We start from the raw sequence: 25,239 nt of genomic DNA, 5'->3' as shown, positions 1-25,239 counted from the left end.
CGTCGCCGTATCCACGCCGGGTTCCGCATGGGCAAGTACATGCACAACTTGAAGACCTTGCGCGACATCGCGCTTGAATACGGCAGCGTCGAGCATCCCGACCTGGCAACCATGGCGCGCGACCTCGGCTGTGTGGTGCATGGCAACGCACCGGCGCTTTCGGCACGCCTGGCCGCCGTGCACCGCCGTGGCATCGATACCCGCGTGCTGGTCGAGCGCAGGCACCCGGCACTGCACGTGCTGGTGCGCGCATGGCCGCCCGGCGAACGCATGCCGCTGCTGGACCACGCGGGCGGCTGGGGACTGGAGCTCGCTCTTCATGGTGCGCTGGAGTGGCAGTCGTACCGGCGCGACCCGCACAACGGCGAACTGGAAGCGCAAGGGCGCAACTGGCTGGGGCCGGGCGATGCCAGCTGGTTCGAGCGCGACGCCGGTCGCGCGCATCGCTGCCGCAACCTGTCGCGCCACGACACCGCATACACGTTGCATATTTACGGCGGCGAGCTGCTGAACCATCGCGATGGCAATCCGCAGCAGCCGGCGTGGATCGCACAGGCACGGCACCGCCGGCTTGCAGGCCAGCTGGCTCCCTGATCCTCCACCGGAGCAACGCATGCATCGACGTGTCGCCATCATCGGCGGCGGCGCCGCTTCCGCCGCGCTGCTCGGCGAACTGCTGGCGCGCCGCCCGCCGCAACCGCTGCACCTCGACTGGTATACCGGCGGCGGCACGCCTGCACGCGGCGTGGCCTATTCCACCGGTTCCGAGCGCCACCTGCTCAATGTGCGTGCCGCGTCGATGGGCATGTTCGCCGGCAAACCGCAGGGTTTCCTCGATTTCGTGCAGCGCGATGACCCTTCCGTTGCCGGCACCGACTTCCTGCCGCGCCGCCGCTACGGCGACTATCTCGAAGCCGAAGTGGCCCAGGCCCTGGCGTTTGGCAGACTGCACGGCCATGACGTGCAGATCGTGCCGTTCGCCGCGGACGCCGTGGTGCCGGAGACCGGCGGGGTCAGCGTGCTCCGCGGCGAGGACGTACACCGCGTGGACGCTGCTGTGCTGGCGCTTGGCGCGTTGCCACCGCAACCGTTGGCAGGCGTAAGCGACGGCGCGCTGGCCGGTGGCCGCTACGTGGTCGATCCATGGTCGCTCCTCGCAAACCCGCCCGCCGACGTACCCGAACACGTGGTGGTGATCGGCCTCGGGCTCACCGCTGCCGATGTGCTGCTGGAGCTTGCCGCACGCTGGCCCGAGACCCGGTTCACTGCGATCTCCCGCCACGGCATGCTGCCCGAACCGCACCTGCACACCACCTCGCTGCCCGCCGAGGACAGCGCGCTGTTGGTCGAGGCGATGCAGGACGAACCCGATGTGCGCCGCTGGCTGCGACTGCTGCGCGAGGCGATTGCGCAGGAAGAAGACTGGCGCAGCGTGATCGACAGCCTGCGCCCATATACGCCCGGGCTGTGGGCCGCGTTGCCGCTTGACCAGCGCGCACGCTTCCAGCGCCATGCCCGCTGGGCGTGGGAGCGCGCGCGCCATCGCATGCCGCCATCGGTGCATGAAGGCCTCGCCGAACTGGAGCGCTCGGGCCGCCTGCACCGCCAGCGCGGACAGCTGTATCGCGTCGATGCCGACGACGACGGTAATGGCCTGCGGCTGGAGTTGCATCCGCACGACCGCGACGCGTCGAAGATGCAGACGCTGCATGCTGGACTGGTGGTGCAATCGGTGGGCATGGACTTCGACGTCGCGCGCACGCCGCACCCGCTGATGCGCCAGTTGGTGGTAAACCGGCATGTGCTGCCCGATCCGCTGGGGCTGGGTTGCCGGGCCACGCCGCAGGGCCGCCTGCTGCACGACGGCGGCGAGTGGTCACGGCTGTTCGCCATCGGCAGCCTGTTGCGCGGTACGCTGTGGGAATCCACCGCGATGCCGGAAATCCGCCAGCAGGCGCGCGCCGTGGCCGACCAGTTGCTGGCGGGGTAACGCACGACAACTCCATGACCCTCAGCCTGTTCGGCGATGTCGTCCTGCTCCTGCAAGTGCTCGGCATCCTCGCCGCCGCGCACGCGCTGATGCACACGCGCACGCCACAGGGCGCGATTGGCTGGGTGCTGGGTCTGCTGCTGCTGCCCGCGCTTACCCTGGTGCCCTATCTGTTCCTGGGCGCCAGCCGTTTTCGCGGTTACCTCAGGCGGCATCGCGGTGCCGCGCCGCGCGAGCGGTCGGCCGGTCCATCGGAGGACGATGAGGGCCGCTACGCCGCGCTGGTGGCGATGCTTTGCCGCCCGTTCCGCGCCGGCCACCGGTTGCGCCTGCTAGTCGACGGCGACGCGGCGTTCGAGGCGATCTTCGCCGCCATCGCCGAGTCACGGCACACGCTGCTGGTGCAGTTCTTCATCTTCCACGACGACGGCCTTGGCAGGCGCATGCAGCAGGCGCTGCTGGAACGCGCGGCTGCCGGCGTGCGCGTATGCGTGCTCTACGACGGCGTGGGCAGCCACGACCTGCCGCGCCACTACGTGGAAACGCTGCGCGCGGGCGGCGTGGCGATCCACCCCTTCGCCACCCACCGGCTGCGCAACCGCTTCCAGCTCAACTTCCGCAACCATCGCAAGATCGTGGTGGTGGACGGCGAGCGCGCCTTCATCGGCGGCCTCAACGTGGGCGACGAATACCTGGGGCTGAAGCCGCCGCTGGCGCCGTGGCGCGACACCCACATGGAACTGGCCGGCCCCGCAGTGACCGACCTGCAGCAACTGTTCGCCGACGACTGGGAATGGATCACCGGCGCGCCGTTGCCGCTGCACCCAGCGCCGGCGCCGGATGGCAGCGCACGCGTACTGGTGGTCGCCAGCGGCCCGGCCGATCTGCAGGAAACCGGCTCGTTGTTCATCACCGCCGCGATCAACGCGGCGCGGCAGCGCATCTGGCTCGCGACACCCTACTTCGTGCCCGACCATTCGGTACGCGCCGCGCTGCAGCTGGCCGTCTTCCGCGGCGTGGACGTGCGTGTGCTGATCCCATCGCGACCGGACCACCATACCGTGTTCCTGGCCTCGACCATGCACGCCTATTACGCCGTGCGGGCCGGAGTGCGCCTGTTCCGCTACCAGCCCGGCTTCATGCACCAGAAGGTGGTGCTGGTGGATGACGACTGCGCCTCGGTGGGCAGCCTCAATCTCGATTCACGCTCGTTCCGGCTCAACTTCGAGGCCAATGCGCTGGTGCTGGACCGCGATTTCGCGCAACAGGTCGAGGGGATGCTGGAGCGCGACTTCGCACAGTCGCGGGAGGTGGATGCGCGCGAGTACCTCGATGCGTCCTACCTGCGCCGGGTGGCCATGCATGTGGCGCGATTGTTCGATCCGATCCTTTAGATCTCCCGCTCACCCTTTCCAGCTTGCGACATGGATGTTCCGAGTGATCGCAAGGAACAAGGCGCTTTCGAATGCCTGCCGACGCCCAAGTCACCTCTCTTGGCTGGCCTGCATGAATCTGTATGGGCCGGAGAGAGGTGACCCGGAGAGTGGCCTGGTTCACGCCGAAACTACCGGCAGGCCATGTCGAGAGTTCGGGAGCCGCTCCCGCCTATGCGATAGACGTGGCAGCCGCTACGCGCCCTATCCAGAACCGAGGGTTTCCCGCTCGTCATTCCAGCGCAGTCCGAACACATGCGCGGTGCGCAAAACGCCCGCGAGGGCAAGCGGAGCTCGGCGCGAACCAACTCCCGGCGTCAGCTTTCGAACAAGCCCCCGATACCTCAGCTTTGCCGCCAATGCCTGCCGCACAGCAGCCATGCGATGAACACGCCTACCGCGGCGCCCACCAGCTCGCACAAGGCACGCGTGCCGATGCCGTCCGGATCGTGGACTTCGGCCAGCTTGGCCTGCAGCAGTTGCAGCGACTGCAAACGCGCGTAGTTGAAATAGAACAGGTTCCAGAAGTCCACGCGCCCGGTGAGCACCATGGCAAGGAGATACGACCAGGCGATCTGCTTCGCGTCGCTCCAGCCATTGCGCCGGCCGAGCCCGTGGAATGCGAGATAAAGCACGAAGCCAACGGCGAGGCTGATCGCGCCGGCCTCCAGACCGCCGGTCCAGCCGTACCCCATCCACGATTGGTCGTAGTTCATCGCACCCTGTTCCGTCCGCATCGAGCCCGCATTATGCCTGCGCGCTAGACTTCCGCCCTTGCCACGCACGCGGGAACGCCATGTCCTTCGCCATTACCGAACGCACTGCCCTCATCGTGGTAGACGTGCAGCCGGATTTCATGCCCGGCGGCACGTTGGCCTGCCACGAGGGCGACGCGATCGTGCCACGCATCGACCGCCTGCTACGCGCGCGCCGCTTCCGCCACGTGGTGGCCACGCAGGACTGGCATCCACCGGGCCACGCTTCGTTCGCCAGTTCGCATCCGGATGCCCAGGCGTTCCAGCAGATCGATCTCCACGGTCACCCGCAGACACTGTGGCCGGACCACTGCGTGCAGGACACGCCGGGCGCCGCGCTGCACCCGGGCATAGCCTGGTCGGCGGCCGACCTGATCCTGCGCAAGGGCAGCGACCCCCAGGTGGATTCCTACAGCGGCTTTCGCGAGAACCACGGCCCGCATGGCACGCGGCCCGCCACGGGACTCGCAGGGTGGCTGCGCGAACGCGGCGTGGACGAAGTGCTGGTGTGCGGCCTCGCACGCGAAGTCTGCGTGCTGTGGACGGCGCAGGATGCCGCCACACTGGGCTTCCGCGCCTGGCTCGCCTGGGATCTCAGCCGGCCGGTCACACCGGACTCCGACGACGCCACCCGCTCGACCCTGCGGGCGCTAGGCATCGGCGTGGTCGACTCCACGGACGTCGGCATCGCCTAGGTTCCATACTCGCCACATTTGCCGGAACGGCGTCGCCGCAATGAACCTCAAGCATCTGCTGACCCTGTGGCGCCGTCCGCGCATCATCACCATCGGTGGCCGGCCGTTCGTCAGCCGCGGGTTGTCCCAGCGCATCTGGGACGACATCTACCACCAGGCGCTGACCATGCGCTGGCCGGTGTTCTTCCTGACCGCCGGCGCGGCTTTCCTGCTGCTCAACACGATCTTCGCGTCGCTCTACCTGCTCGGCGACCGGCCGATCGCCAACCAGTTCCCGCATGGCTTCGGCGGTGCATTCTTCTTCAGCGTGGAAACCCTGGCCACGGTCGGCTACGGTGACATGCATCCGCAGACCATCTATGCGCACTGCGTCGCCACGGTGGAAATCTTCACCGGCATGGCCTGCATCGCGGTGACCACCGGGCTGATCTTCGCGCGCTTCTCTCGGCCGCGCGCCAAGATGATCTTCTCCAACAATCCGATCGTACATACGATCAACGGCCAGCAGACGTTGATGGTCCGCACGGCCAACATGCGGCAGAACGTGATCAGCGAAGCGTCCGCCCAACTGCACATGATCCGCATGGAGTCTTCGTCCGAGGGACTGAAGATGCGCAAGATCTACGATCTGAAGCTGGTACGCGACCGTCACCCGATCTTCATCCTCAGCTGGCTGCTGATGCATGTGATCGACGAGAGCAGCCCGCTGTATGGCCTCGATGCCGAAGCGATGGAGCAGACACAGATGACGCTGCTGCTGACCATCGAAGGCATCGACGAGACCACCGCGCAATCCATGCTGGCGCGCCACCAGTGGCGCCACGACGAATTGCGCTGGAACCACCGCTACGTCGACCTTGTCACCGACGACGGGCACGGCCTCAACATCATCGATTACGGCGTCTTCCACGACGTGGTGCCGATGGTGGATCGCGAACCATCCGGCTAGCGCGGGTCACGGCCCGGGCACCTGGCGCGATACACTGCGTTTTCCCCACCCCGGACCCACGCCCATGGCCGAACGCGAATTCCCGGATTACACCGTGCGCTCCGGCGCCAGCCTGGAAGGCTCGCGCTACACGGCATGGCTGTGCGTGGTGCCGCACGGGCATGGATTCCCCGTGTATTACGCGATCTGCGAAAACCGCAGCTTCCGCCACCAGGATATCGCCGAGCGTGCGGCGGACGATGCCCTGGCTGCAGTGCTGGCGCTGGAAGACGACGGCGCCCCCGTGTTCCCGGACAACTACACCGGTTTTGCCGACGAGGCTCCCGCCAATCCGGCGTGAGGGCCTGCTCAAGGTCTCCCGGCGCGCGACCAGTCCAGTGGCGTGGCGATGCCGAAGCCATGATCGCGCCGCGCTCGGCGCGCCAGCTTCAAGAGTTCGTTGTCGCGGCTGAGCAGCCACTGCGCGCCGCAGGCCTGCGCCAGTTCGAGAAACTTCTGGTCGTCGGGATCGGCGCAGCGCGGCAGTGCCGGCAATGCCGGAGACGGCCTGCGTTCCATCTCCGGCAGCATGCGCAAGCACGCATCGAACGCGGCAATCGCGAGATCGCGTCGCACCGCGTCCAGCGCCAGTTGCGGATAGCCGAGCACCTTCAGCCATTCGTCGCGGCAGACCGCGTCGGTAACCGCCTCCACCGTCCCGGCACGCAACGCCTCGCGCAAAGCCAGGCACTGCGCATCGCCGAACACGAACAGGTCCAGGCAGACGTTGGTGTCCAGCACCAGGCGCGGCGGCTGCATCAGGCCAGCGCATCCAGTTGCGCCAGCGCGGCTGGGATTTCCGAAGCCTCCGCCACCTCGCGCATACGCTGCGCATCCTGGGCGCCCAGCCCGTTCTCCAGCTCGTGCGCCCAGGTCACGTGGTAGGGCATGTGTACGCCCCAGCCACCGAGGCGCAGCACCGGCTCGATGTCCGAGCGCAGCGAATTGCCGACCATGGCGAACTCGTGCGGCGCGATGCCGAACTCGTCCAGCAGGCGCCGGTAGGTAGCCGTGTCCTTCTCGGAAACGATCTCGATACGGCGGAACAACCCGGCGAGTCCCGATTCGGCCACCTTCTTTTCCTGATGGAAAAGATCGCCCTTCGTGACCAGCACCACCGTGTGCGTTTCGGCGACCGCCGACACCGCTTCGCGGATGCCGGGCAGCAGTTCCACCGGATGCTGCAGCACGCGTTTGCCGATCTCGACGAGGCGATGGATGTCGCGCGCGCCGATACGGCCATCGCTGAGCACGATGGCGGTTTCCACCATCGACAACGTCATGCCCTTGGCGCCGTAGCCGAACAACGCGAGGTTGCTGCGCTCGGTGGCCAGCATGCGCGCATGCACCGCACTGTCGGCAAGGTCGGCGTAGTTGCCCACGATGGCGGCAAACTCGGCGCTGGCCTCGCGGTAATAATCCTCGCTGCGCCACAGGGTGTCGTCGCCGTCGAAACCCACCACTTTCAGCATGATCGCCTCGCTGTGCCTGAATCGCGGAGAAGCGCCGCATTATCCGCGACATCGCCAGGGCATGGCGCATGGCCTAAGCTCGCGCCATTCCCTGCGTGGAGAACGCCATGCGCCGCCATCTGCCGTTGCTGCCGCCTCTCGCCGTCGCCCTCGCCATCTGCGCATCCGCGCTGCCCGCCAAGGGCGCGACCATGCCGGACGACACCCCGCCGGATGCCACGCTGCTGGCCAGCTACCACTGGCAATTGGCGTTGGCCACCGACCAGGGCGGCCAGCGCATCAATGCCTTGTTCGTGCGCCCGGGCAAGCCGGTGCAGCTCGACTTCGTCGACGGGCGCCTCAGCGTGCGCAATGCCTGCAACGGCATGGGCGGCAGCTATCGGATCGAGGACGGCCGACTCATGGTCGGTCCGATGATGCACACCATGATGGCCTGCCGCGAGCCGGGACTGAACCAGTTGGACGGCCTGATCGGCCAGCGCCTCGCAAGCCACCCCGTCATCGTGGTGACGAAAAACGGCGACATGCCGCAACTGCAATTGCGTACCGCCACCGGCGACACGCTGGATTTCACCGGCGTGCCCACTGCCGAAACCCGCTACGGCGGCCCCGGCACTCTCGTGTTCCTGGAGGTGGCGGCACAGACCGTGCCTTGCCAGCAGAGCCAGACCTGCCTGAACGTGCGCGAGGTCCACTACGACGCCAGCGGCCTCAAGACCGGCACGCCCGGTGACTGGCATGCCCTGCCAGCCATCGAGGGCTACACGCATCAGAACGGCGTGCACAACGTCGTGCGCGTGAAACGTTACTCCAGCAGCAATGCGCCTGCGGCCTACGTGCTGGACACGGTGGTGGAGACCAGCATCCCGTAACCGGGACGACGCCGCGCAGCGATGGTCACGCGCCCACGCGCCGGCGCACCGCCTCGAAATCGCGCAAGGCACGCACTTCGATGCAGCCCGTCTGCGCCCATGGCAGCTCGGCAGCCATCCGGATCGCCTCCTCTTCGCTGTCCGCCTCGACCAGATTGAAACCGGCGAGGTATTCCTTGGTTTCCGCGAACGGGCCGTCCAGCACCACGGTCTTGCCCAGCCGGGTGCGCACCGACTTCGCGGTGGCCGGCGCCTCCAGCTGCTGCGCATCGAGCAGCCGCCCCTCGGCGCGCAACTCGTCCGCATGGGTGATGCAGGCATGCATGCGCGTGTCGAACTCGCCCGGCGGCAGGGCGTCCAGCAAGGCGTCGTCGCTGTAGACCATCAGCAGGAATTTCATGGTGCTCTCCGTGATCCGGGGGCGCCGATCTACCAGTCCGTCGACATCGGCGGCATCGGCGATCGGCCGCGTTTGCGTGAGTTGCCTCGGAAGCAGGCTAGGTGCGGTGACCCAAGATGATGGCATAACCCAGGTACAGCACCGTGGCAGCCAGCGGCATCGCATACCACCCATACGACGCCGCACTGCCGCCGTGCCGATACAGGTACACCACGATGGCCGCGCTCAACACGCACAGCGACGGCAGCAGATAGATCGACAGGTTCAGGATGCCGAGCTGGAGCTTGCCCAGCTGGCTGCCGTTCGCGACGCCGGCCGCGGAGAAAACGACGAGCATGAACAGGAAGTACGCCAGCAGCAGCTGTGCAATCGTGCCAAACAACGTCCATCCGAACGACATGCCGGCCTTCCTCCATATCTCCGGGTGCCCCGGATGGTCATTCAAGTATGCCCCGAACCTCGACATGCGCCGCCGCTGGCTCCCGTGGCCATCTTCCCCCGCTATGCTCACGCCCGGCCCTGTCCGGAGGACGTCCATGCGCCAGCTGTCGACTCGTCGCGTCATCATGCCCGTCGTCATCCTGCTGTCCGGACTCGCCCTGGCACCAGCCATCGCAGCAAGCTCGCAACAGCTGCAGCGACGCTGCGGCTGGTTCGAGAACCCCACGCCGGGAAACGCCAGCCTGACCGATCGCGACGGCACCTGGATCATCGCCACGCAAGGCGGCCATCAGGCGAAGGGCGACTGGCCCGAGTTCGGCGACGCACAATGGGTCGAGACCAACAGCGGCCACCACGGCTACGGTTGCGCCTGCCTGTCCATGCAAGCCGACCTACGTACCCGCAGCGTGCAGCTGATCCGCAAGGCGATGGCGGAGCCGCTGACCGTCTGCCGGCGCGACAAGTCGCTGAACGAGCCCGCGCAGGGTCGGGACATCACGAACTGAGTCATCGGGCATCCACGACGTGGAAACCAGCCGGCTGTGTTCCGCCCTCCTTGCCGTTAGGCGGAAGCCTTTGCCGGATACGCCAGCGCGTAGTCGATCGCCGCACGCACAGCCGCGGCCTGTGCATCGTTGCACTGCGCGGGCGTGGCACGCGGGCTGTCCGGGTAGACCTCGGTGGTGGTGCGGTAAGGCGCATCGGTGATGCCGGCGCACAGGCCGAGCTTGCGGCAGTCGTACTCGATCACGCCATGCGCCACCACCGGCGAGCCGATGATGGTGCCGTCGGGATCGGCCGGTGCGATGTGGGTGACCTTGGCCACCTCGGCGATCACCGCCTGCTGGAAGTCCGGCTCCGGCCGCGCGCTGTCCGCGCACAGGTAGAAGCCGTCCGGAATGGTGCCTGGCTGGAATGGCTTGCCGTCGCGCGCGGCCAGCGCGGGGCGGTATTCGCTCTCGTCGGTGTCGGTGGTCTCATGCAGGTCGATGTGCATGCACGCCGTGTCACGCAACGGCGAAAGCAGGCGCCACAACGCAGCGGACTCCTGCGCCGGGCTGTCCGCACGGAAATTGCGGTTGGGATCGAGCGCATCCGCGTTCCAGCGATGGATGCGCTCGTAGCCCCACGGACTCACGCAAGGCACGGCCAGCAGGTTGATGCGCCCCTCGTAGCGGGCTGCTTCGTGTTCGAGGAATTGCAACGCGCCATGCACGCCACTGGTTTCGTAGCCGTGCACGCCACCGGTGAGCAGCATCACGGGCAGCGCGTCGCTCCAGTCGCGGCTCTTCACGAAGAACAGCGGGTAGCTTTCCGGCGAATACTCCAGCCGGCCGTATTCGGCCACCTCGAAGTTCGCGCGCAACGCCATGATGCGGTCCTGCACTTCATCCCCGTAACTGCGCAGACGGCGCTGCCATGTGCGCCACTCGGCAACTTCAGCCGCCCCCCAGGGTTGGCCGGGCGTACCGATGGGATAGAGGGCATTTGCGATCATGAGGCGCTCCACGGCGGGGGGTTGGTCGACGACTCTAGCACCGGGGCCGCATGCTGCCGGCAGTTGTGCGCGATTCCGCGCCCATCGCACCGTCCCCTCATGGTGGTAGCGCAGACAAAAAGAATGGCCGCCGCACACAGTGCGACAGCCATCCGGTTTCGCTGCATCGTCGCTGGCGCTTACTTGCCGGTATTGGCCGGCAGCGGTTCCAGGTTGAAATTGAGCGTGGTGATCCTGCCGTCCAGACCGCTCACCACTTCGGGCGTGAGGTCATTGGTGGTGTTGCCGCCAAGCACCGCGTCGCGGTTCAGCAGCAGGCCGCAATGGTGGCTGCTGTATGTGCTGTTGACGATGGGCTGCGCCTGCTGGCCGATCTGCTCCATCACCTTGCCGCGGGTCAGCTGGATGCGCTGGTTGAGCTCATCCTCCTGTGCCTTGAGGGTCTGCATGCGCTGCTGCAGCGCCTGGCCCTGCTGCTGGCGCTGCGCCTCGGTCAACGAGGCAGCCTTCTGCTGGAACGCCTGGATGTCTGCGTCCAGCGGCTTGCCTTGGGCTTCCAGCGACTGCTGCTGCTGCTGCGCCAGCGACTTCAGGTGATCGCTCGCGGCCTGGCCCACCTTGGACTGCGCGAACACCGCCTCGCGCGAGAGCATGCACACGCCCGGCACCGCGCTGCCACCCAGCGGGTTGGCGGCAGGGGCGGCAGCGCCCTGCGCCGACGCGGCAGGGGCGAAGGAAAGGCCGGTAGCGGCAGCCAGCGCGGCGACAAGCAAGGTGCGGTGCAGATTCATGGGTAGTATCCGATGGCAAGGTTCAAGGATGCCGAGGGCTGCGATGGCCCACGGCGAACCGCAATCCTACTAGGGCAGAGCTGTCTGCGGGATAGCTGCGCTCAATAGTCCTCGCCATGAAGGGAAGTACCGCCATCCCTCACTGCGCGGGCCTGCCACGGGGAAGCGAAAGAACTTGAAGAGGCAGCCCTCTTGCTTGACCGCCTCGGCAAGAACCCGGCCTGTTGGCGACCAGACAGCAATCCGCTCGCCTGCGAGCACCGGGATCAGCAGCCGTTTGTCAGTCTTGGCGGTAACGCCGCATCTTGTCGGCGGTACCGCAAGTTTCCATGGCGCACCAGCGGCGTCGTTGATTCTTGCTGGTATCGAGGAACAGCCAGCCGCACGAAGCGGTATTGGCGCAGCGACGAAGCCGCGAGGCGGCCGGATCGCCAAGCAAGTCCAACGCATCGAGCGCGATGCGCTTCAGCGGCAACCGCGCGTTACGGGCATCGGCGCGCCAATGCAGCCGAGCGTCCGCGCCGAGCGACTGCCCGGCCCAAGCCAGATGCAACCAGTGGTCGAGGCCACGCACGGCACTCGCAGGTAGCCTCAGACCATCGATCCGCGCGGCGAACAACGCATGCAGCTGATCACGCAGGGTCGTCACCTCGCGCATCAATGCGGTGCGTTCGCGCGCGGCGCGCGGCACAGGGATGCCTTCGGCCACATGCAGCGCTCCGCTGTGGGCACACCATTCGATGAAGCGTCGCGGCTCCTGCAGGTAGTCCTCGATCTGCACCGCATGGCGGTCATGGATGGTGTTGACGAAATCCAGGCACAACCGCCCGCCATCCAAGCGGATGGCGGCAACCGGCCGTGGCGTCAGATGACCGTGCGCGGGCGACATGCGGGATTGCCTGAGCCTTCAGACTGCGATCCCAATGCTACTATCTAAGTGATTTTCAACGGTAGCTTGCTGGCTGGCATCGAAATCCTGCGACGAGGTCATTGCAGAATGTCCCAACCGATAGCGACGGCACCGTCGATGGACGCGCCCCAACGCAAGCTCATCGTCGGCATCGTCATGGCAACGCTGGCAGCCCTGGCCATCGTGATCGCCGATCTGGCGAGCGGCGGCCGACCCGATCCGCCGGCGCTGCGCGCCTCCGCCATCCTGCTCGACGGCACCTGGCGATTCCACATCGGCGACGACTCGCGTTGGGCCGCTGCCGGCACCGACGACAGCGGCTGGGAGACCGTCGACATGACCACCCTGCCGGGCAGCCACGACGGCGACGTGGGCCTGCCCGACTACGTGGGCGGCTGGATGGCGCACGGCCATCCCGGCTATCACGGCTACGCCTGGTACCGGCGCACGGTAACCGTACCGGCCGGACGCGCGTCGTGGGACATCCTCGGACCCACCCTCGTCGAAGATGGTTACGAACTGTATTGGAATGGCCGGTTGCTGGGCGGATCGGGCCGGCTCGGCGGGACGCCGCGCGTCGTCGGCACGCGGCCGCTGCAGTTCGCCCTGCCTGCCGATGCGGCAGGCAGCCGCGGCGTGCTCGCGGTCCGCACCTACATGGATCCAAGTTCGGCGGCCAGCCCCGACGGCGGCGGCATGCATACCGCTCCCATGCTGGCTCCTCGTCCCGTCAGCGACGCACTGCACCGCGTGCAATGGGAACGGACCATCGCCGGCTACATCGTCGAGGTGGTCGAACCGATCGCCATGCTGGCGCTCGTCGCCCTGGCGATCGGGTGCCGGTCGCGCAGCCGCCGCAGGGGCTTCCTGTTCTTCGCCGGCATTGCGCTCGCGCTCATGGCAGCCGCGCGCCTCAACAACGCGATCGTCGCGTGGACCGATCTGGAAGGCCTGGCCACCTATGCGTGGCTGGCGTCGGTGATGTGGATACCGACAGTGGCCGCCTGGACATGCGCGTGGAACCGCTGGTGCCCACGTCCGTGGTCAAGCGTCGATGCAGCGGCGCTGGCACTGGCAGTCGTCGGAATGATCGGCGTGGCAATCCACTCGGCGAGCTGGACCAGCGCCAGCCGGCTGGCCTCGATCGCGCTGTTCGTCGTGATCGGCGTGCGCATCGCCCGTGGCGGCCCGATGTGCGTCCTGTCGCTCGTCACGCTGGCCGCGATCATGGCCGCGCTGTTCGGCAGCGAACTGCTCGATACGATCGGCATCCCGGGCATCTGGTTTCCGTTCGGCATCGGTGTGTCGCGTACGCAGTACGTCTACGCGATCGCCATTCCGCTGCTGGGCTTTCTGATCGTGCGAACACTCTTTTCAAAGAGAGCGCATCGATAGGCCAGCGTTGCGCTTGCGCGATTCCACAGCGAGCCATCGGCGTAGCGGGGTTGGCTGCGCATGCCTTCGTCTGCACTTTCCGTCAAACGAAAGTCGAAATATCTTGCGAAACGCCGGATCCGTGTACCATCCGCCAAGGAGTCAACCATCCGCAGACATGGAGTCAAGCAATGGATGCGATCCACTCCAAGAGCGCATTTGTCTACGAACAGGTCCGGCGTGCCCTGCGCTCAGGACGCTACGCACCCGGGCAACGGATTGATCCGACCGGGCTCGCCACAGAGTTCAAGACCAGCCCTACGCCGGTTCGATTTGCCCTGTACCGCCTGGTCGGTGAGGCGCTGGTCGTCGACCATGCCCGCGGCGGACTGCATGTTCCGTTGCTCACCGAAGTCGGCATGCGCGACCTCTATGACTGGATGGAACGCCTGCTGCTGATGGCATGCGATATCGGTGCAGCACCGGCGGCACGAAAAGCAGAGCGGCTGGAGCCTGTGTCTGCCGACAGCGATCTGGCCAAGTCGACGTGGCAATTGTTCGATGCGATCGCGCGCGCGACTGCCCACCGATCCCTGCACCATGCCGTAAAGCAGGCCAACGACCGACTGGCGCCAATACGTCGCGCCAAGCAGGGATTGCTCGGGCACGGTTTCGAAGAACTCTCGGAATTGAACCGGTATTGGCAGACACGCGATATCCCGTCGCTGAAATCCGCGCTGCGCGATTATCACGAACGCAGGAAGAAAATCGTTCCGCGCATCGTGGCGTTGCTGAATGACCGCAGCGATTACCTGCACTAAACAACATCCCATTCCATGCTCTTGTGGATCGTTGTGTCGCGGAAAGGCATAGGACGACCCAGGGCATTGAAGATGCTTCCATTGCTTGCATATGAAAGACGATGCGACGCCTTGGTCAGACCTCTCCGGCGCACGCCAACCGAAGAAGCATCGAGGCAGAATCCGCCGTAAGGAGGACAGCCATCACGCCTCCGGAATAATCATCGTCTGACAGCGCAATAATCATTTGAAAATCAAAATTCCCGGCTCCTACGCTGCATGCGTCATGGAATTGCCATGACGCGACTGCAGGAGACTGAGATGAACACAAACGAAAACATCGACACCACCGCGTCGGAAGACGTCACCGTGCTCGGCATCGCCAGCGTCGAAACCCAGGGCGGCCCGCTGACGAACGAAGTCATTGGCGGCTTCAGCCCCGCGGGAATTTCTCAGGACTGAGTCCAAGGGACGCGCCCCGCCGGGCGCGTCCCTTCTCCTTCGAGGGATATGGGCATGACCCGCTACGTGTTGCGTGACGATCTTTCGTACTGCAGGGTCGACGATAGGCTGGTCTTTCTGGACGTCGGCGATGATCGGTACTTCCAGTTGCCATTCCTGATGGAACAGGCGCTGGTTGCCTACCTGGATGGAGCTGAGTGTCCCGGTCCGGACATAAGCACATTGGTGGAACGCCGCATCCTCGTTGAACCATTGCATCCGATGACTGGCGACAGTCCAAGCATCGAGCCCGTCATTCGCAGCGCCATGGAAGCATCGCTTCCGTCGCGGAAACTTCGCGTCTCAGAGCTGATGGAGGTTTTCGCAATCGTCCTGATCACACGGATAAAGCTGAAGATTTCCACGCTCAAGAACCTCCTCGACGGCCTTGCAGCTGAAAGGCGCATCCAGACCGCGGGCACTGGGGCGCTTGCAGAATTTTCGGAGCGACGACTCTCTGAAGCAGCCGCCATATTCCGTCGTGCACGCCTTTATGTACCGATTGAGATGCGTTGCCTGCTGGATTCCGTCGCGATGACGAAATTCCTGCTCAGAAGGCGGATTCATGCGCATGTCGTGTTCGGAATCGCTCTCGATCCCTTCTCCGCACACTGCTGGGTGCAGGTGGATGACATCGTCTTGAACGATACCGTGGGCAATGCCATCACGCACACGCCGATACGGATCGTGTGATGTACCGATACATCGCATTGCTCGACGGGTGTGGCCGGAGAGAGGATGGCGCATGTATCGATGAGAGACTGCAAGAGCTCGGGCTTCACCACAAGCTGGCCTTGGGGTGTATCGACCTGTATGCCGATGGAGACACACCCGTACTCTCTCTTGCATCCGTTGGCGCGCTGGTCGGACATGCCTTTCCGCGCGCGGATGGAAGTTCGGATTTGTCCCGCCTTTCCTCCCCACGCCGACTCGTCGATTTCTTCGTCGACAATTTCTGGGGCGAATACTTGCTTCTGCAGCCATCCGGACGTGATTCGGATGCCGCGACGGTCATGCGCGATCCGTCTGGCGGTGTCGACTGCGTCTACTCGCCCAGCAAGCGCTTCATCACCTCGGACATAACGATCGCGGAGCGGTCGGGTCTGTACAGCAGGGCAATTGACTGGGATTTCATCGGCGGCCACCTGATCTACCCGCACCACAAGGCCGGGCGCACCGGTCTTGCCGGTCTGCGCGAACTGCTGCCGGGTTGCCAACTCCACGTACGGGGAAACCGGTATTCCTTGGAGCAAGCGTGGTCGCCATGGCCATTCGTCGCCCCATCGCGCAGACATCGCGACAGGTTTGAGGCTCAAGCCGACGTTCGAAGTGCGGTGTCATCCACGGTGAAGCGCTGGGCCGAGACGGATCAATCCCTTCTGCTTGAGCTGTCCGGAGGACTGGACTCCTCCATCGTCGCCGCCTGCCTGCAAGACGCGAACGCACGCGTGGCATGTTGCAATCTAGTCACGCCCGTACCCGGTGCCGATGAACGAAGGTACGCGTCATTGATGGCGGATGTGCTGGGTGCGGAACTGCATGTCGAAAGACTGGGCTTCGACGAAACGCAGCCCGGCTTCCGGATTCCAGCGCACGCGGTAGCACCGAGCACGTGGTTCCTGCAGCATGCGGCCAATGAATTGAACGAGGCGTTCGGCAAGCGGCTTGGCATCAACAGCTTCTTTTCCGGCGGTGGCGGCGATACCGTCTTCTGCTACACACGAACCGCCGCACCGGCAGCCGACGCGCTCAGGGAACGTGGAACGATTGCCGGCATCCGTGCGATCCGCGATCTCGCCGAACTCCACCAATGCACTTTCTGGAAGGCAGGCAGGCTGTCCCTCAGGAAACTGCTCGTTCGGCCGAAGCCTCCGCGAAGGCCCGACATGTCATTCCTGTCCACCAAGCCAGCGCCAGCGATGCTGGAACCCCATCCCTGGTTTGAGGCGCCCGACGACGCGTTGGCTGGCGATCGGGAACGCATCTTCGACCTGGCCGGCACCCAGGTCTTCAGGGACGGGCTGGCGCGCGGCGCGAAGTGGCATCTGCGAATGCCTCTGCTGTCCCAACCCGTCGTGGAAGCCTGCCTCAAGGTTCCAAGCTGGATGTGGATAACCGGAGGCCGGAATCGAGCTGTGGCCCGTGACGCGTTTGCGGATCTGCTTCCCTCCGAAATTCTGCATCGACGCAGCAAAGGAAGCTTCATGAACTACTCCGGCGCGGTCTATCGCCGGAACAAGCGCCTGTTCCAGGATTACCTCCTGACTGGCCAGCTCGAAGGACAAGGCCTTCTCGACACCGACTCCCTCCGGCAATTCTTCGATCGCGACCTGGCCTCGCGAGACGACAGGTTCATGCGGATATTCGACCTGTGCGCTGTCGAGAACTGGGTCCGACATCAAACCTGAAAGTCATGCGGCCCAGCTCACGGTGCGCGCGCCGCCATGGCCGCCTTCATCTGCCGCCAGCGGGCGTACTGCACCTTCTTCGAGGGGTCCGGGTCTTCGTAGCCCTGCAGCCAGAACCGAAACCAGTCGAGGTTTCTTTCGTACACGGCCAGCTTGTGCCGCGGCTGGAACTTCTGATGCGGTTCGTTCGGGAACACATAGAGATCCGCCTTGTGCTTCCGGATCAACGGAATCTCATAGTCCAACGCGAGCATGTACTCCTGTTCGGAGTGCTGAAAGAGGATCGGGGCGTGGATCCTGTCCACTTGGAAAACCGGCGAGAGTACCTTCCAGCGCTCCGGTGTCTCGTTCGGTGAACCCAGCCCCCACAGATCCCGCAGGCCTTTGAAGAAGGCTTTGCCCTTGATGCTGCCCATCACGTAGTAAAACGGTGACAGCACCGGGGTCGAGACGGATGCAGCCGCAAGCACATTGGATTGGCTGAGCGTCCACATTGTCACCTCGCTGCCAAAGCTCAATCCGCCCATCCCCACGCGCGAGGGGTCGATCTCACCTTCCCGGGACAGCAGCTCAACCGCACTTTCAACCGCCGCCAATCCCTCTCCATATCGCGCCACTGCGTCCATGATGTAACCCGGTGGGTGGTTGATGCACAGCGCCGAGATGCCGGCCTGCGCCAACGTGGCTAGCGGCCATTCGTCCCCTACCCCGCCCCGTACAAATCCCGGGCAGCTGTAATAGGTGACGAACAGCGGAGCGGGTCCAGCGCCACCATGTCGGGCCGAATAGAACTGGCCGGCGAACCATCGCCCTTGCTTGTCCTGCCATCGCAGCAGGCGTGCGGGCGCGACCGCTGCCATGTCCTTTGCGAGCGCTGCATTGGGATCGAACAGGACATGACGCTCCCCACTTTCCAGATCAACCCTCTCCAATCGCGGCGGCTGGTCGGCTTCTGCCGTCACACACGCCAGCGCGCCGTCCGATACGCCGCAGCTCCATGCTGGATCGCGGCCACCGTTGACCAATCCCGTGGTCTCCACGACTACGCGTACCTGCCCCGTCGCCACATTCCATCGAAGGATCGACTGCGCCTGGCCTTGGTGGGGATCGGTGACGGTGAACAGCACTTCGTCATGATCCGGACGCCACTGCATCCCGCTGATGGCCCTGCCCGTACACAGCTCCGAGATGCAGCGAACGGCGCGACTCGCATGTGCACGGGGCAACGCGGATAGCAGGACATCCGGACGCTGCTGTTGTCCGCCACGATCGCCGATACGCGTAAGCCAGGCCACTCTGCCGTCCTGCGGATTGCGGACGGATTCCCAGGGATCGCCATCGACACCTGCCTTGCCTGGAGCCAGCGATGGCTCTGCAGGCACATCCGGGCCTGCAAGCGCTCGTTTCGTTCCTGAGGCGAGGTCGATCTCCATCCAGCGATCCGGCACATCGCCGAGCAGCGGAGCGCGGTCGAACCAGACCTTGCCGAAGCGCTGTGTCACCAGGCGGCCCGCGACGTCGCCGGAGCGGAACAGCCCCTGGCCGATCGGCACGGTATCGTCGATATGGATGCCGCTGTCGTATTCGGCCAGCTCCGCCGCCAACACCTCTTCGCGCATCGCACCGACACTGTATCTGAGGGCATGACCGCCATCGACCAAGGCGAAATCGCGCACGTCAGCCGCATCATGCGTCAGTGGTTCCGCGCTGGAGCCGTCGGCTTCCGCGCGCCATATGTCGATTTTTCCGTCGACCACGGCGCGGTAGTAGATCCAACGACTGTCGGGGGACCAAACCACCTTGGGCGGCAAGGATCCGCCTGCCGAATCGCGCAACGGAATGCCGCCATCCGCGACACGTCTAGGCAACGCATCGTCCAGACCCTGTACGTACCAGACAGTGTCGTAGGTATTCCGCCCCACGGACGCGCGTTCGATCCGGAACGCCACACTGTGGCCATCCGGCGATATCGTCGGACCAGCGATATCGGCCACTTCCAGCAGCCGGCGGGGTGAGATCGCGGACGCATGACACGCGGACGCGGAGGTTGCCAGCAAGGCACCTGCAATCAGCAGGTGCCACACGATGCACTTCGGCATGGACATGATCGGCCCTCTTCGACAACGAGGAAACATGGACTGCATCCGGCAGCCGGCAGTCATCACCAGTGCTTGGACACGGAGAGACTCAGGAAGCGACCGATCGCCGAATAGTTGGTCGAGTCGTAGGGCGCCACGTAGCGAGGCGAGACCACGCGGTACAGCGGCGGATGGCGATCCAGTGCATTGTCCAGCGACAGGGCGAACTCCATTCCCGACCATGCGTCGTCACGCTTGCCGACGGAATAGCGAAGCGCCGCATCGAACGTGGTGAACGAGGCGGATTTCACGCTGTCGATCCGGTTGATGACCCCGCTCCGGTAGTTGGCAAAGAGCGACGCGGTGAATCCTCCCCGCTTCCAGTCCGTGCCGAGGCGTCCGCTGACCTTCGGCGGATTGAAAAGCGTGCCCGACAAGGCATAGGCCGGCGCAGTGGGAAGGGTTTGCTGCGTGCTGTCCAGCCAGCTTGTCGACCCGCGCAGGATCAACGCACCCTGCCCCAGTTCGAGCCGATACGATCCCGACAGGTCGATGCCCTGAATACGCTGCTGAGCGGTGTTGGCGTATTGCGTGTAGATGATCGCTGCCACCTTGCTCGGGTCGTAAGGTGCTCCGGCAAAGTCGTAGAGCGATTGCGCACTGGCAATCACCTGCGCCTGCGCCTGCGGCGTCGGTGCAAGATCGACGTACGGTGCGTAGATCGCGTTGTTCAAAGCCTGGCTGGAGTTGGCGATCGGCTGGATCACCCGATCGTGGTAGTCGATGCGAAACCAGCTCAACTCCGCTTCCAGCTCGCGCACCGACTCGGGATGGAACGCCAGCGACGCCGACTGCGTGGAGGCACGTTCCGGCTTTAGTTGCCGGTTGCCGCCGTCCAGAACCAGCACGGTGGCATCGGCCGGATAGCCGACGCCGCCGAAGCTGCGCGGCGAAAAGAGATATGCGTTCTGCGCGTAGTCCTGCTCGAAGAGCGTGGGTGCTTTGAAGGACTTGCCCCAGGACGCCTTCAAGGTGAAGTCGGGACTGGGACCGTAGATCACGCCCAGCTTCGGCGTGGTCACGCCACCGAAAGTGCTGTAGTCCTCGCCACGCACCGCAGCTGTCACCTCCAGGCGCTGGACACCGCGGACCTGCTGGTCGGGACCGATCAGCGGAAGGTTGAATTCCGCGTACGCAAAGCGGGCGCCTTCGCTACCGCGGAAGGTGTCGACCGTATTGACGTGGTCGACATCGCGGAACGTGTTCTCCCGGTAGCCGATGCCGGCCGCCAACCGTGCGTCGCCTCCGGGCAATGCGAACAAGGGCCCTTCCGCGCCAAGCTCGTAGCTGCGGCTTTCGTTGCAGTAGCAGGCATCGGTGATCGCCGCCACACCGCTGGCGACCACGGTCTGCACCAGATATTCGTGGTGCTCGTCCCAGCCGGAAGTCGCAGCGAGCGACAGCGTCCAGTCATTCGGCAGCCAGATCTCCAGACTGGGCGAGACGAGGGTCGTCGTCGTGTCCGGCGCGGCCCGGCTGTTGATACCGCTGTTGTTGTACAGAAACAGTTGGTCGCGCGCGGTACGCAACGCATCCAGGCGCAATTCGGCAGAGTCTCCAAGCGACTGGTGGACGCTGAGCAGGCCGCTGTGCAGGTCACTACCCGGATACAGGGTCGTCGGATTGACCAGCTGCGTGGTGTAGCTGCGCTGGCTGCTGTAGACGGGATCGACCGATTCGTCCTTGTAGGTTGCGATCAGACCGCCGCTGCGCCAGGTGGTGCCGGCGGTGATGTCGTACTCCCGCGTAATCAGCCCACCGTCGGTGGCTTCGCCATAGCGCGTGCCCACAGTTACACCGTCGTAGTCTCGCTTGAGGATCACGTTGCCCACGCCACCCACCGCATCGGAACCGTAGATCGCCGACGCACCATCCGGGACTATCTCGATACGCTCCACCGCCGCCACCGGTATCGCGCTGATATCCACCGCCTGGGTGAAGCCGCCATAGGCCATGCGGCGTCCGTCGAGCAACGTCAACGTTGCATCGGCGCCGAGACCACGCAGGTTCAGGCTCGAACCGCCCGTCAGGTTCTGGTTGGCGTTGCCTGCGCCGGCCAGGTTGCCGCTGAGCACGCCTGGGTTCTGTCCTCCCGAGAAGTTCTGCGGCAGGCTGCGAATCACCTCACCGAGATCCGTGAAACCCTCGTCCTGCATCTGCTCGCTGCCGATCGTGATGACCGGCGATGGTGTGCTGCCGCCGCGGATACGCGTGCCGGTGACCGTTGTGGCCTCCAGGTTCGTCACCGCTGGCACCGCCGTCTTGCTCGCCGCCTTTTTTGGTTGCTTGTTGGCCGGAGTGTCGACTGTCGATACCGCGCCTTGCGCACTTGCTTCTGTCGTGGTGTCTTGGGCTGCGGCCCAATCGCTCGCACCGCCAGCGGCGACGAGCAGGGCGATGGAAATGGCATTGCGTAGCGTGCTTGTCTTCATGCTGCGTCCTTTGCTTTCCCCAGGTTGGCCCTGCCCGCACCCGGGTTGATCCCGAGTCGAGCCAGGCAAAGTCGTTCGGTGCGACCGGTACGGCATCCGGCATGCATGGGCAGCACGGGGTCGCCAGCCATGGGCATTCGTCGTCGTACCCATTGCAGGCGCGGATCGACACACAGCAGCCGCCGCCAACCCGGCCGCTCGTGCCGGGCCGGCTGCTTCGAGGCGCGCGCGGACGCGCCAGCCGCGCCCAGGCGGCTTCTCCGATTGCCTTTCCATTGTTTTCCCTCGCGCAAACCGTGCTTGGACGGCTCGCTGCTGGCTGCCACCCCGCCCTCAGGCAGGGACATTCCCCGTACCGACCCGCACCGGCGTTGTCACCGAAGCTGTTCGTGCGCGTGTGCCGATCAAGAGCAGTACTGGCTCTGTCTGCAACGGCGTCACGTTAGGGTTATAGAATAGCAATTCAAATTTGTATTGACAAGCAAAACTTGCCAAACGTGATTGGTCGGCTTGCAAGAATGACTTGGGTTCCCGTTGTACGTCCTGGTCCGCATGCCCCGTCCCGCACCCTATGTCGATTTCGCCGGCCGCCTGCAGCACGCCTGCAACGAAGCCGGCGTGCCTGGCGGGCGCCAGCGCGTGGTCACGGTTGCCGCGCATTTCGGCGTAGCCCGTGAAACCGCCAGACTGTGGTTCGCCGGACGCGCCCTGCCGGAACTGTCGCGACTGATCGAGATGGCCGTGGAATACCGCTGCAGCCTGGACTGGCTGGCGATGGGACGCGAGCCGGCGACTTCCGGTGTGGGCGAGCAAGCCTCCAGCTACGAAACGCTGTCGCCGCAGGAGCGCAGCGTGATCACGGCCATGCGCGGGCTCAGCGCGAAGCGCCGCGCTGGCCTGATAGCCTTTCTCTGCGAGCATTGAACCGCAGGGCACGACAAGCTCCCGGAGCCCGTCGTACCCGCAATAGCTTTCTGCGGCCAAGACACGGCTCGTCGAAGGAGCGCGCGTTGTCGCAAGAAACATCCCTGGCACGTTTCTGAAAAAAGATCAGCGGGTTCCCATGCTCAAGACGTACACCGGAAGCTGTCACTGCGGCGCCGTCCGCTTCGAAGCGGATCTCGATGTCAGCGCCGGCACCGGCAAGTGCAACTGCACGATCTGCACCAAGATGCGTCTATGGTCGATCAACGCCCTTCCGCAGGCATTCCGGCTGCTGTCAGGCGAAAGCGATCTCACGGACTATCGGGGGCGCGGAAACTCGGTCGCGCACCATCAGTTCTGCAGGCACTGCGGCATCCGGGCGTTCGAATGGGTCGACATGCCCAACATGAGCGGCAGCAAGTACTACAACATCAACGTCATGTGCCTCGACGGCCTCGACGTCGATGAGTTGCTGCGGGCACCCGTAACGTATTACGACGGCCTCAACGACAACTGGGACGAAACGCCCGCCGAGACGCGGCACCTGTAGCGGGAAGGGCTTCGGTCTCACGATTGACGGTTCAGTCACGGTACGTCGACACCCATGCAATGTTGACGGATCCTGCCGCGCTTGCTTGCATGTTGCGCCGGTTCCGCGGCAATCCCCAAAAAATCCGAGACCGATAACCATGATCCGCACTCTTGCAATAGCCTCCCTGCTCGCCGCGGGCGTGGCTCTTTCCGTTCCTGCACTGGCGCAGACCCAACAGGCTCAACAGGCCCAGTCCGCCCCGGCTGCCGCTGCACCAGCGACGACATCGAACTCCGCCTCCAAGGCCGCCTCCAAGGCCGCCTCCAAGGCCGCCAAGCAAACCGCCAAAGCCAACAAGCAAACCCTGAAGGCCAAGAAGCAGGCTGCCAAGCAGGCCAGCAAGGCCGCCAAGCAGGCGGCGAAGGCCGACAAGCAAAGGACCAAGGGGACGAAGGCAGCGAAGCGCAAGAACAAGAAGTCGCACAAGAACCCCACGACCGGCGCACCGGCCTCCGCTGGCGCACCCGCGAGCGCGACGGCCGCCAGCGGTTCTGCAGGCGCGTGAGATAACCGTGGCGATAGCTGGCGCGGAATAGACGCGCGCCGGCGGATTCCCATCGCCGCCCCGCTATGCCTTAATCCGTTCCGCCCCTGTTGCCGCGAGCGGAGCGGATCATGGCCTTGCGCTGGATCGTCTGTCTGTTGCTCCTGCTTTGCGCCGATGCATGGGCCGGCGACCCCGTTGCCACGGTGCGCGTCGCCTTCAACCGCGACGGCATCACCGCCATCCGCGTGCACGGCTATGCCGACAAGGCCGCGGGTCGCGAGGTCACCGCGGACGACCCGGTACGCATCGCCTCCATCTCCAAGCTGGTCACCACGCTGGGCGTGATGCGCCTGGTGGAGGCAGGCAAGCTGAACCTGGATGCGGATGCATCCGGCCTGCTCGGCTGGCGGCTGCGCAACCCAGCTTTTCCGCAGGTGCCAATCACCCTGCGCATGCTGCTGTCGCACCGCTCCAGCCTCACCGACAACGCCGGCTACTGGCAATCACCGTTGGGCGGCGAGCTGCGCGACATCGTCAAGGACCCGCGCGCCTGGGACACCAGGCATGCGCCGGGCAGCTACTTCCACTACACCAACCTCAACTTTCCGCTGGTGGCGCAGATCATGGAGCGCGCCACCGGCGAGCGCTTCGACCAACTGATGGCGCGTCTGGTGCTGCGGCCGCTGGGTATCGACGCCTGCTTCAACTGGGCGTTGTGCAGCGACGCCACCGCCTCCCGTGCGGTGGTGCTGTACGACGCCGGTGGCAAGCCGGTGAAGGACGACAACCACGGCCGGAAGCCCGCCTGCCCGGTGACACCGGCCAGCGACGGCAGCTGCGACCTCAAGCGCTGGCACGCCGGCACCAACGGCGCATTGTTCTCGCCGCAGGGTGGCTTGCGCATTTCCGCCAAGGGCCTGGCGCGCATCGGCGAACTGCTGCTGGGCAATGGCACGATCGACGGCAAGCGCCTGCTCAAATCCAGCTCCATCCAGGCGATGATCACCCCGGAGTGGCAATACCGTCCCGGCGACGGCCTGACCTACGAGGAAGACAGCGGCGACGTCGACCAAGGCTTCTTCTGCCGCTACGGCCTCGCCGTGCAGACATTGGCCACGCCAGTAAAAGGCTGCCGCGACGATCCGTTCGGCGACGGCGTGGCGCGCGTGGGGCATTCCGGTTCGGCCTATGGGCTGCAAGCCGGCCTGTGGGTAGACCGCAAAAACGGGACCGGCGTGGTGTGGTTTGCGACCGGCATGCCAGACCAACGCATCGGCGGCAAATCGGCCTTCAGTGCCGTGGAAGAAGAGTTGGCGCATTAGGGTGGCAGCACGACAT

Annotated in this window: 27 protein-coding genes; 17 read left to right on the top strand and 10 right to left on the bottom strand. The window is 65.1% G+C overall.

The features are described 5' to 3' along the window. Positions 1-27 precede the first annotated feature (27 nt). The 3 genes from IHE49_RS16110 to cls are packed head-to-tail and all read left to right on the top strand — an operon-like array spanning position 28 to position 3,384. Positions 28-594 carry a cysteine dioxygenase gene (locus tag IHE49_RS16110; protein WP_192159781.1) on the top strand — a complete coding sequence of 189 codons (567 nt, stop codon included), beginning with the start codon at positions 28-30 and terminating at the stop codon, positions 592-594. A gap of 19 nt (positions 595-613) precedes the next feature. Continuing rightward, complete coding sequence (locus IHE49_RS16105; RefSeq protein WP_192159779.1) at positions 614-1,990, top strand: FAD/NAD(P)-binding protein; 1,377 nt, start codon at positions 614-616, stop codon at positions 1,988-1,990. 14 nt (positions 1,991-2,004) lie between these two features. After that, positions 2,005-3,384, top strand: a complete 1,380-nt coding sequence (gene cls, locus IHE49_RS16100; protein WP_192159777.1) for a cardiolipin synthase — start codon at positions 2,005-2,007, stop codon at positions 3,382-3,384. Between the two features lie 383 nt (positions 3,385-3,767). Here the strand turns inward: cls and IHE49_RS16095 are convergent, their stop codons facing one another. Then, a complete protein-coding gene (locus IHE49_RS16095) occupies positions 3,768-4,139 on the bottom strand; it encodes a hypothetical protein (RefSeq protein ID WP_192159775.1) in 372 nt (123 codons plus the stop codon). Between the two features lie 80 nt (positions 4,140-4,219). Between IHE49_RS16095 and pncA the strand changes: the two genes are divergently transcribed. The 3 genes from pncA to IHE49_RS16080 all read left to right on the top strand — a co-directional run bounded on the left by pncA (position 4,220) and on the right by IHE49_RS16080 (position 6,162). Next, entirely contained in the window at positions 4,220-4,873 is a 654-nt protein-coding gene (pncA, locus tag IHE49_RS16090) for a bifunctional nicotinamidase/pyrazinamidase (RefSeq protein ID WP_192159773.1), read from the top strand. A 40-nt stretch (positions 4,874-4,913) separates the two neighbouring features. Continuing rightward, the gene (locus IHE49_RS16085) at positions 4,914-5,822 is read left to right on the top strand and encodes an ion channel (protein WP_192159772.1); all 909 of its coding nucleotides are present in this window, start codon (positions 4,914-4,916) and stop codon (positions 5,820-5,822) included. Positions 5,823-5,886: 64 nt separating this feature from the next. Further along, on the top strand, positions 5,887-6,162 hold the full coding sequence (locus tag IHE49_RS16080) for a hypothetical protein (RefSeq protein WP_192159770.1): 276 nt from the start codon (positions 5,887-5,889) through the stop codon (positions 6,160-6,162). Positions 6,163-6,170: 8 nt separating this feature from the next. Here the strand turns inward: IHE49_RS16080 and IHE49_RS16075 are convergent, their stop codons facing one another. Beyond that, positions 6,171-6,620: a PIN domain-containing protein gene (locus tag IHE49_RS16075; RefSeq protein ID WP_192159768.1), complete on the bottom strand. Its 450-nt coding sequence runs from the start codon at positions 6,618-6,620 to the stop codon at positions 6,171-6,173. Continuing rightward, entirely contained in the window at positions 6,620-7,333 is a 714-nt protein-coding gene (locus IHE49_RS16070) for an HAD family hydrolase (RefSeq protein WP_192159766.1), read from the bottom strand. Before IHE49_RS16070 ends, IHE49_RS16075 begins: the two co-directional genes overlap by 1 nt. A gap of 107 nt (positions 7,334-7,440) precedes the next feature. Here IHE49_RS16070 and IHE49_RS16065 point away from each other — a divergent pair, with 107 nt between their 5' ends. Then, entirely contained in the window at positions 7,441-8,205 is a 765-nt protein-coding gene (locus IHE49_RS16065) for an META and DUF4377 domain-containing protein (RefSeq protein ID WP_192159764.1), read from the top strand. A 25-nt stretch (positions 8,206-8,230) separates the two neighbouring features. Here IHE49_RS16065 and IHE49_RS16060 read toward each other — a convergent pair whose 3' ends face one another. Further along, positions 8,231-8,605 (bottom strand): YciI family protein, encoded by a 375-nt coding sequence (locus IHE49_RS16060; RefSeq protein ID WP_192159762.1) that lies wholly within the window; start codon positions 8,603-8,605, stop codon positions 8,231-8,233. Positions 8,606-8,702: 97 nt separating this feature from the next. Beyond that, complete coding sequence (locus IHE49_RS16055) at positions 8,703-9,005, bottom strand: hypothetical protein (protein WP_192159760.1); 303 nt, start codon at positions 9,003-9,005, stop codon at positions 8,703-8,705. A gap of 136 nt (positions 9,006-9,141) precedes the next feature. On the opposite strand from IHE49_RS16055, the gene IHE49_RS16050 reads away from it, so the two are divergent. Further along, positions 9,142-9,552, top strand: coding sequence for a DUF4087 domain-containing protein (locus IHE49_RS16050; RefSeq protein WP_225578498.1), 411 nt, complete (start codon positions 9,142-9,144; stop codon positions 9,550-9,552). A 56-nt stretch (positions 9,553-9,608) separates the two neighbouring features. Here the strand turns inward: IHE49_RS16050 and IHE49_RS16045 are convergent, their stop codons facing one another. The 3 genes from IHE49_RS16045 to IHE49_RS16035 all read right to left on the bottom strand — a co-directional run bounded on the left by IHE49_RS16045 (position 9,609) and on the right by IHE49_RS16035 (position 12,224). Further along, positions 9,609-10,544, bottom strand: coding sequence for a M14 family metallocarboxypeptidase (locus IHE49_RS16045; RefSeq protein WP_192159758.1), 936 nt, complete (start codon positions 10,542-10,544; stop codon positions 9,609-9,611). Between the two features lie 179 nt (positions 10,545-10,723). Beyond that, a complete protein-coding gene (locus IHE49_RS16040) occupies positions 10,724-11,335 on the bottom strand; it encodes an OmpH family outer membrane protein (RefSeq protein ID WP_192159756.1) in 612 nt (203 codons plus the stop codon). Positions 11,336-11,615: 280 nt separating this feature from the next. Continuing rightward, positions 11,616-12,224 (bottom strand): ABATE domain-containing protein, encoded by a 609-nt coding sequence (locus IHE49_RS16035; RefSeq protein WP_192159754.1) that lies wholly within the window; start codon positions 12,222-12,224, stop codon positions 11,616-11,618. Positions 12,225-12,290: 66 nt separating this feature from the next. On the opposite strand from IHE49_RS16035, the gene IHE49_RS16030 reads away from it, so the two are divergent. From IHE49_RS16030 to IHE49_RS16010, 5 genes are all read left to right on the top strand, one after another. Beyond that, positions 12,291-13,640 carry a glycoside hydrolase family 2 gene (locus tag IHE49_RS16030; RefSeq protein WP_225578497.1) on the top strand — a complete coding sequence of 450 codons (1,350 nt, stop codon included), beginning with the start codon at positions 12,291-12,293 and terminating at the stop codon, positions 13,638-13,640. Positions 13,641-13,810: 170 nt separating this feature from the next. Beyond that, entirely contained in the window at positions 13,811-14,440 is a 630-nt protein-coding gene (locus IHE49_RS16025) for a GntR family transcriptional regulator (protein WP_192159745.1), read from the top strand. Between the two features lie 300 nt (positions 14,441-14,740). Continuing rightward, a complete protein-coding gene (locus IHE49_RS16020; RefSeq protein ID WP_192159743.1) occupies positions 14,741-14,881 on the top strand; it encodes a benenodin family lasso peptide in 141 nt (46 codons plus the stop codon). 54 nt (positions 14,882-14,935) lie between these two features. Beyond that, a complete protein-coding gene (locus IHE49_RS16015) occupies positions 14,936-15,613 on the top strand; it encodes a lasso peptide biosynthesis B2 protein (protein WP_192159741.1) in 678 nt (225 codons plus the stop codon). Next, the gene (locus IHE49_RS16010; protein ID WP_192159739.1) at positions 15,613-17,328 is read left to right on the top strand and encodes a lasso peptide isopeptide bond-forming cyclase; all 1,716 of its coding nucleotides are present in this window, start codon (positions 15,613-15,615) and stop codon (positions 17,326-17,328) included. The genes IHE49_RS16015 and IHE49_RS16010 overlap by 1 nt, the downstream gene beginning before the upstream one ends. A gap of 17 nt (positions 17,329-17,345) precedes the next feature. Here IHE49_RS16010 and IHE49_RS16005 read toward each other — a convergent pair whose 3' ends face one another. Next, entirely contained in the window at positions 17,346-19,433 is a 2,088-nt protein-coding gene (locus IHE49_RS16005) for an Atxe2 family lasso peptide isopeptidase (protein WP_225578496.1), read from the bottom strand. Between the two features lie 56 nt (positions 19,434-19,489). After that, on the bottom strand, positions 19,490-21,898 hold the full coding sequence (locus tag IHE49_RS16000; protein ID WP_192159737.1) for a TonB-dependent receptor: 2,409 nt from the start codon (positions 21,896-21,898) through the stop codon (positions 19,490-19,492). A gap of 552 nt (positions 21,899-22,450) precedes the next feature. Between IHE49_RS16000 and IHE49_RS15995 the strand changes: the two genes are divergently transcribed. The 4 genes from IHE49_RS15995 to IHE49_RS15980 all read left to right on the top strand — a co-directional run bounded on the left by IHE49_RS15995 (position 22,451) and on the right by IHE49_RS15980 (position 25,223). Further along, positions 22,451-22,822, top strand: a complete 372-nt coding sequence (locus tag IHE49_RS15995) for a DNA-binding protein (RefSeq protein WP_225578495.1) — start codon at positions 22,451-22,453, stop codon at positions 22,820-22,822. A 139-nt stretch (positions 22,823-22,961) separates the two neighbouring features. Beyond that, entirely contained in the window at positions 22,962-23,372 is a 411-nt protein-coding gene (locus tag IHE49_RS15990) for a GFA family protein (protein ID WP_192159735.1), read from the top strand. A 139-nt stretch (positions 23,373-23,511) separates the two neighbouring features. After that, the gene (locus IHE49_RS15985) at positions 23,512-23,919 is read left to right on the top strand and encodes a hypothetical protein (protein WP_192159733.1); all 408 of its coding nucleotides are present in this window, start codon (positions 23,512-23,514) and stop codon (positions 23,917-23,919) included. Positions 23,920-24,029: 110 nt separating this feature from the next. Continuing rightward, on the top strand, positions 24,030-25,223 hold the full coding sequence (locus IHE49_RS15980) for a serine hydrolase domain-containing protein (RefSeq protein ID WP_192159731.1): 1,194 nt from the start codon (positions 24,030-24,032) through the stop codon (positions 25,221-25,223). Positions 25,224-25,239 lie beyond the last annotated feature (16 nt).

The sequence above is a fragment of the Rhodanobacter sp. 7MK24 genome (assembly GCF_014842995.1).
In the GTDB taxonomy this organism is placed as follows: domain Bacteria; phylum Pseudomonadota; class Gammaproteobacteria; order Xanthomonadales; family Rhodanobacteraceae; genus Rhodanobacter_A.
The sequence above is the reverse complement of the archived record's forward strand: the minus strand, read 5'-3'. Positions and strand labels throughout refer to the sequence as shown.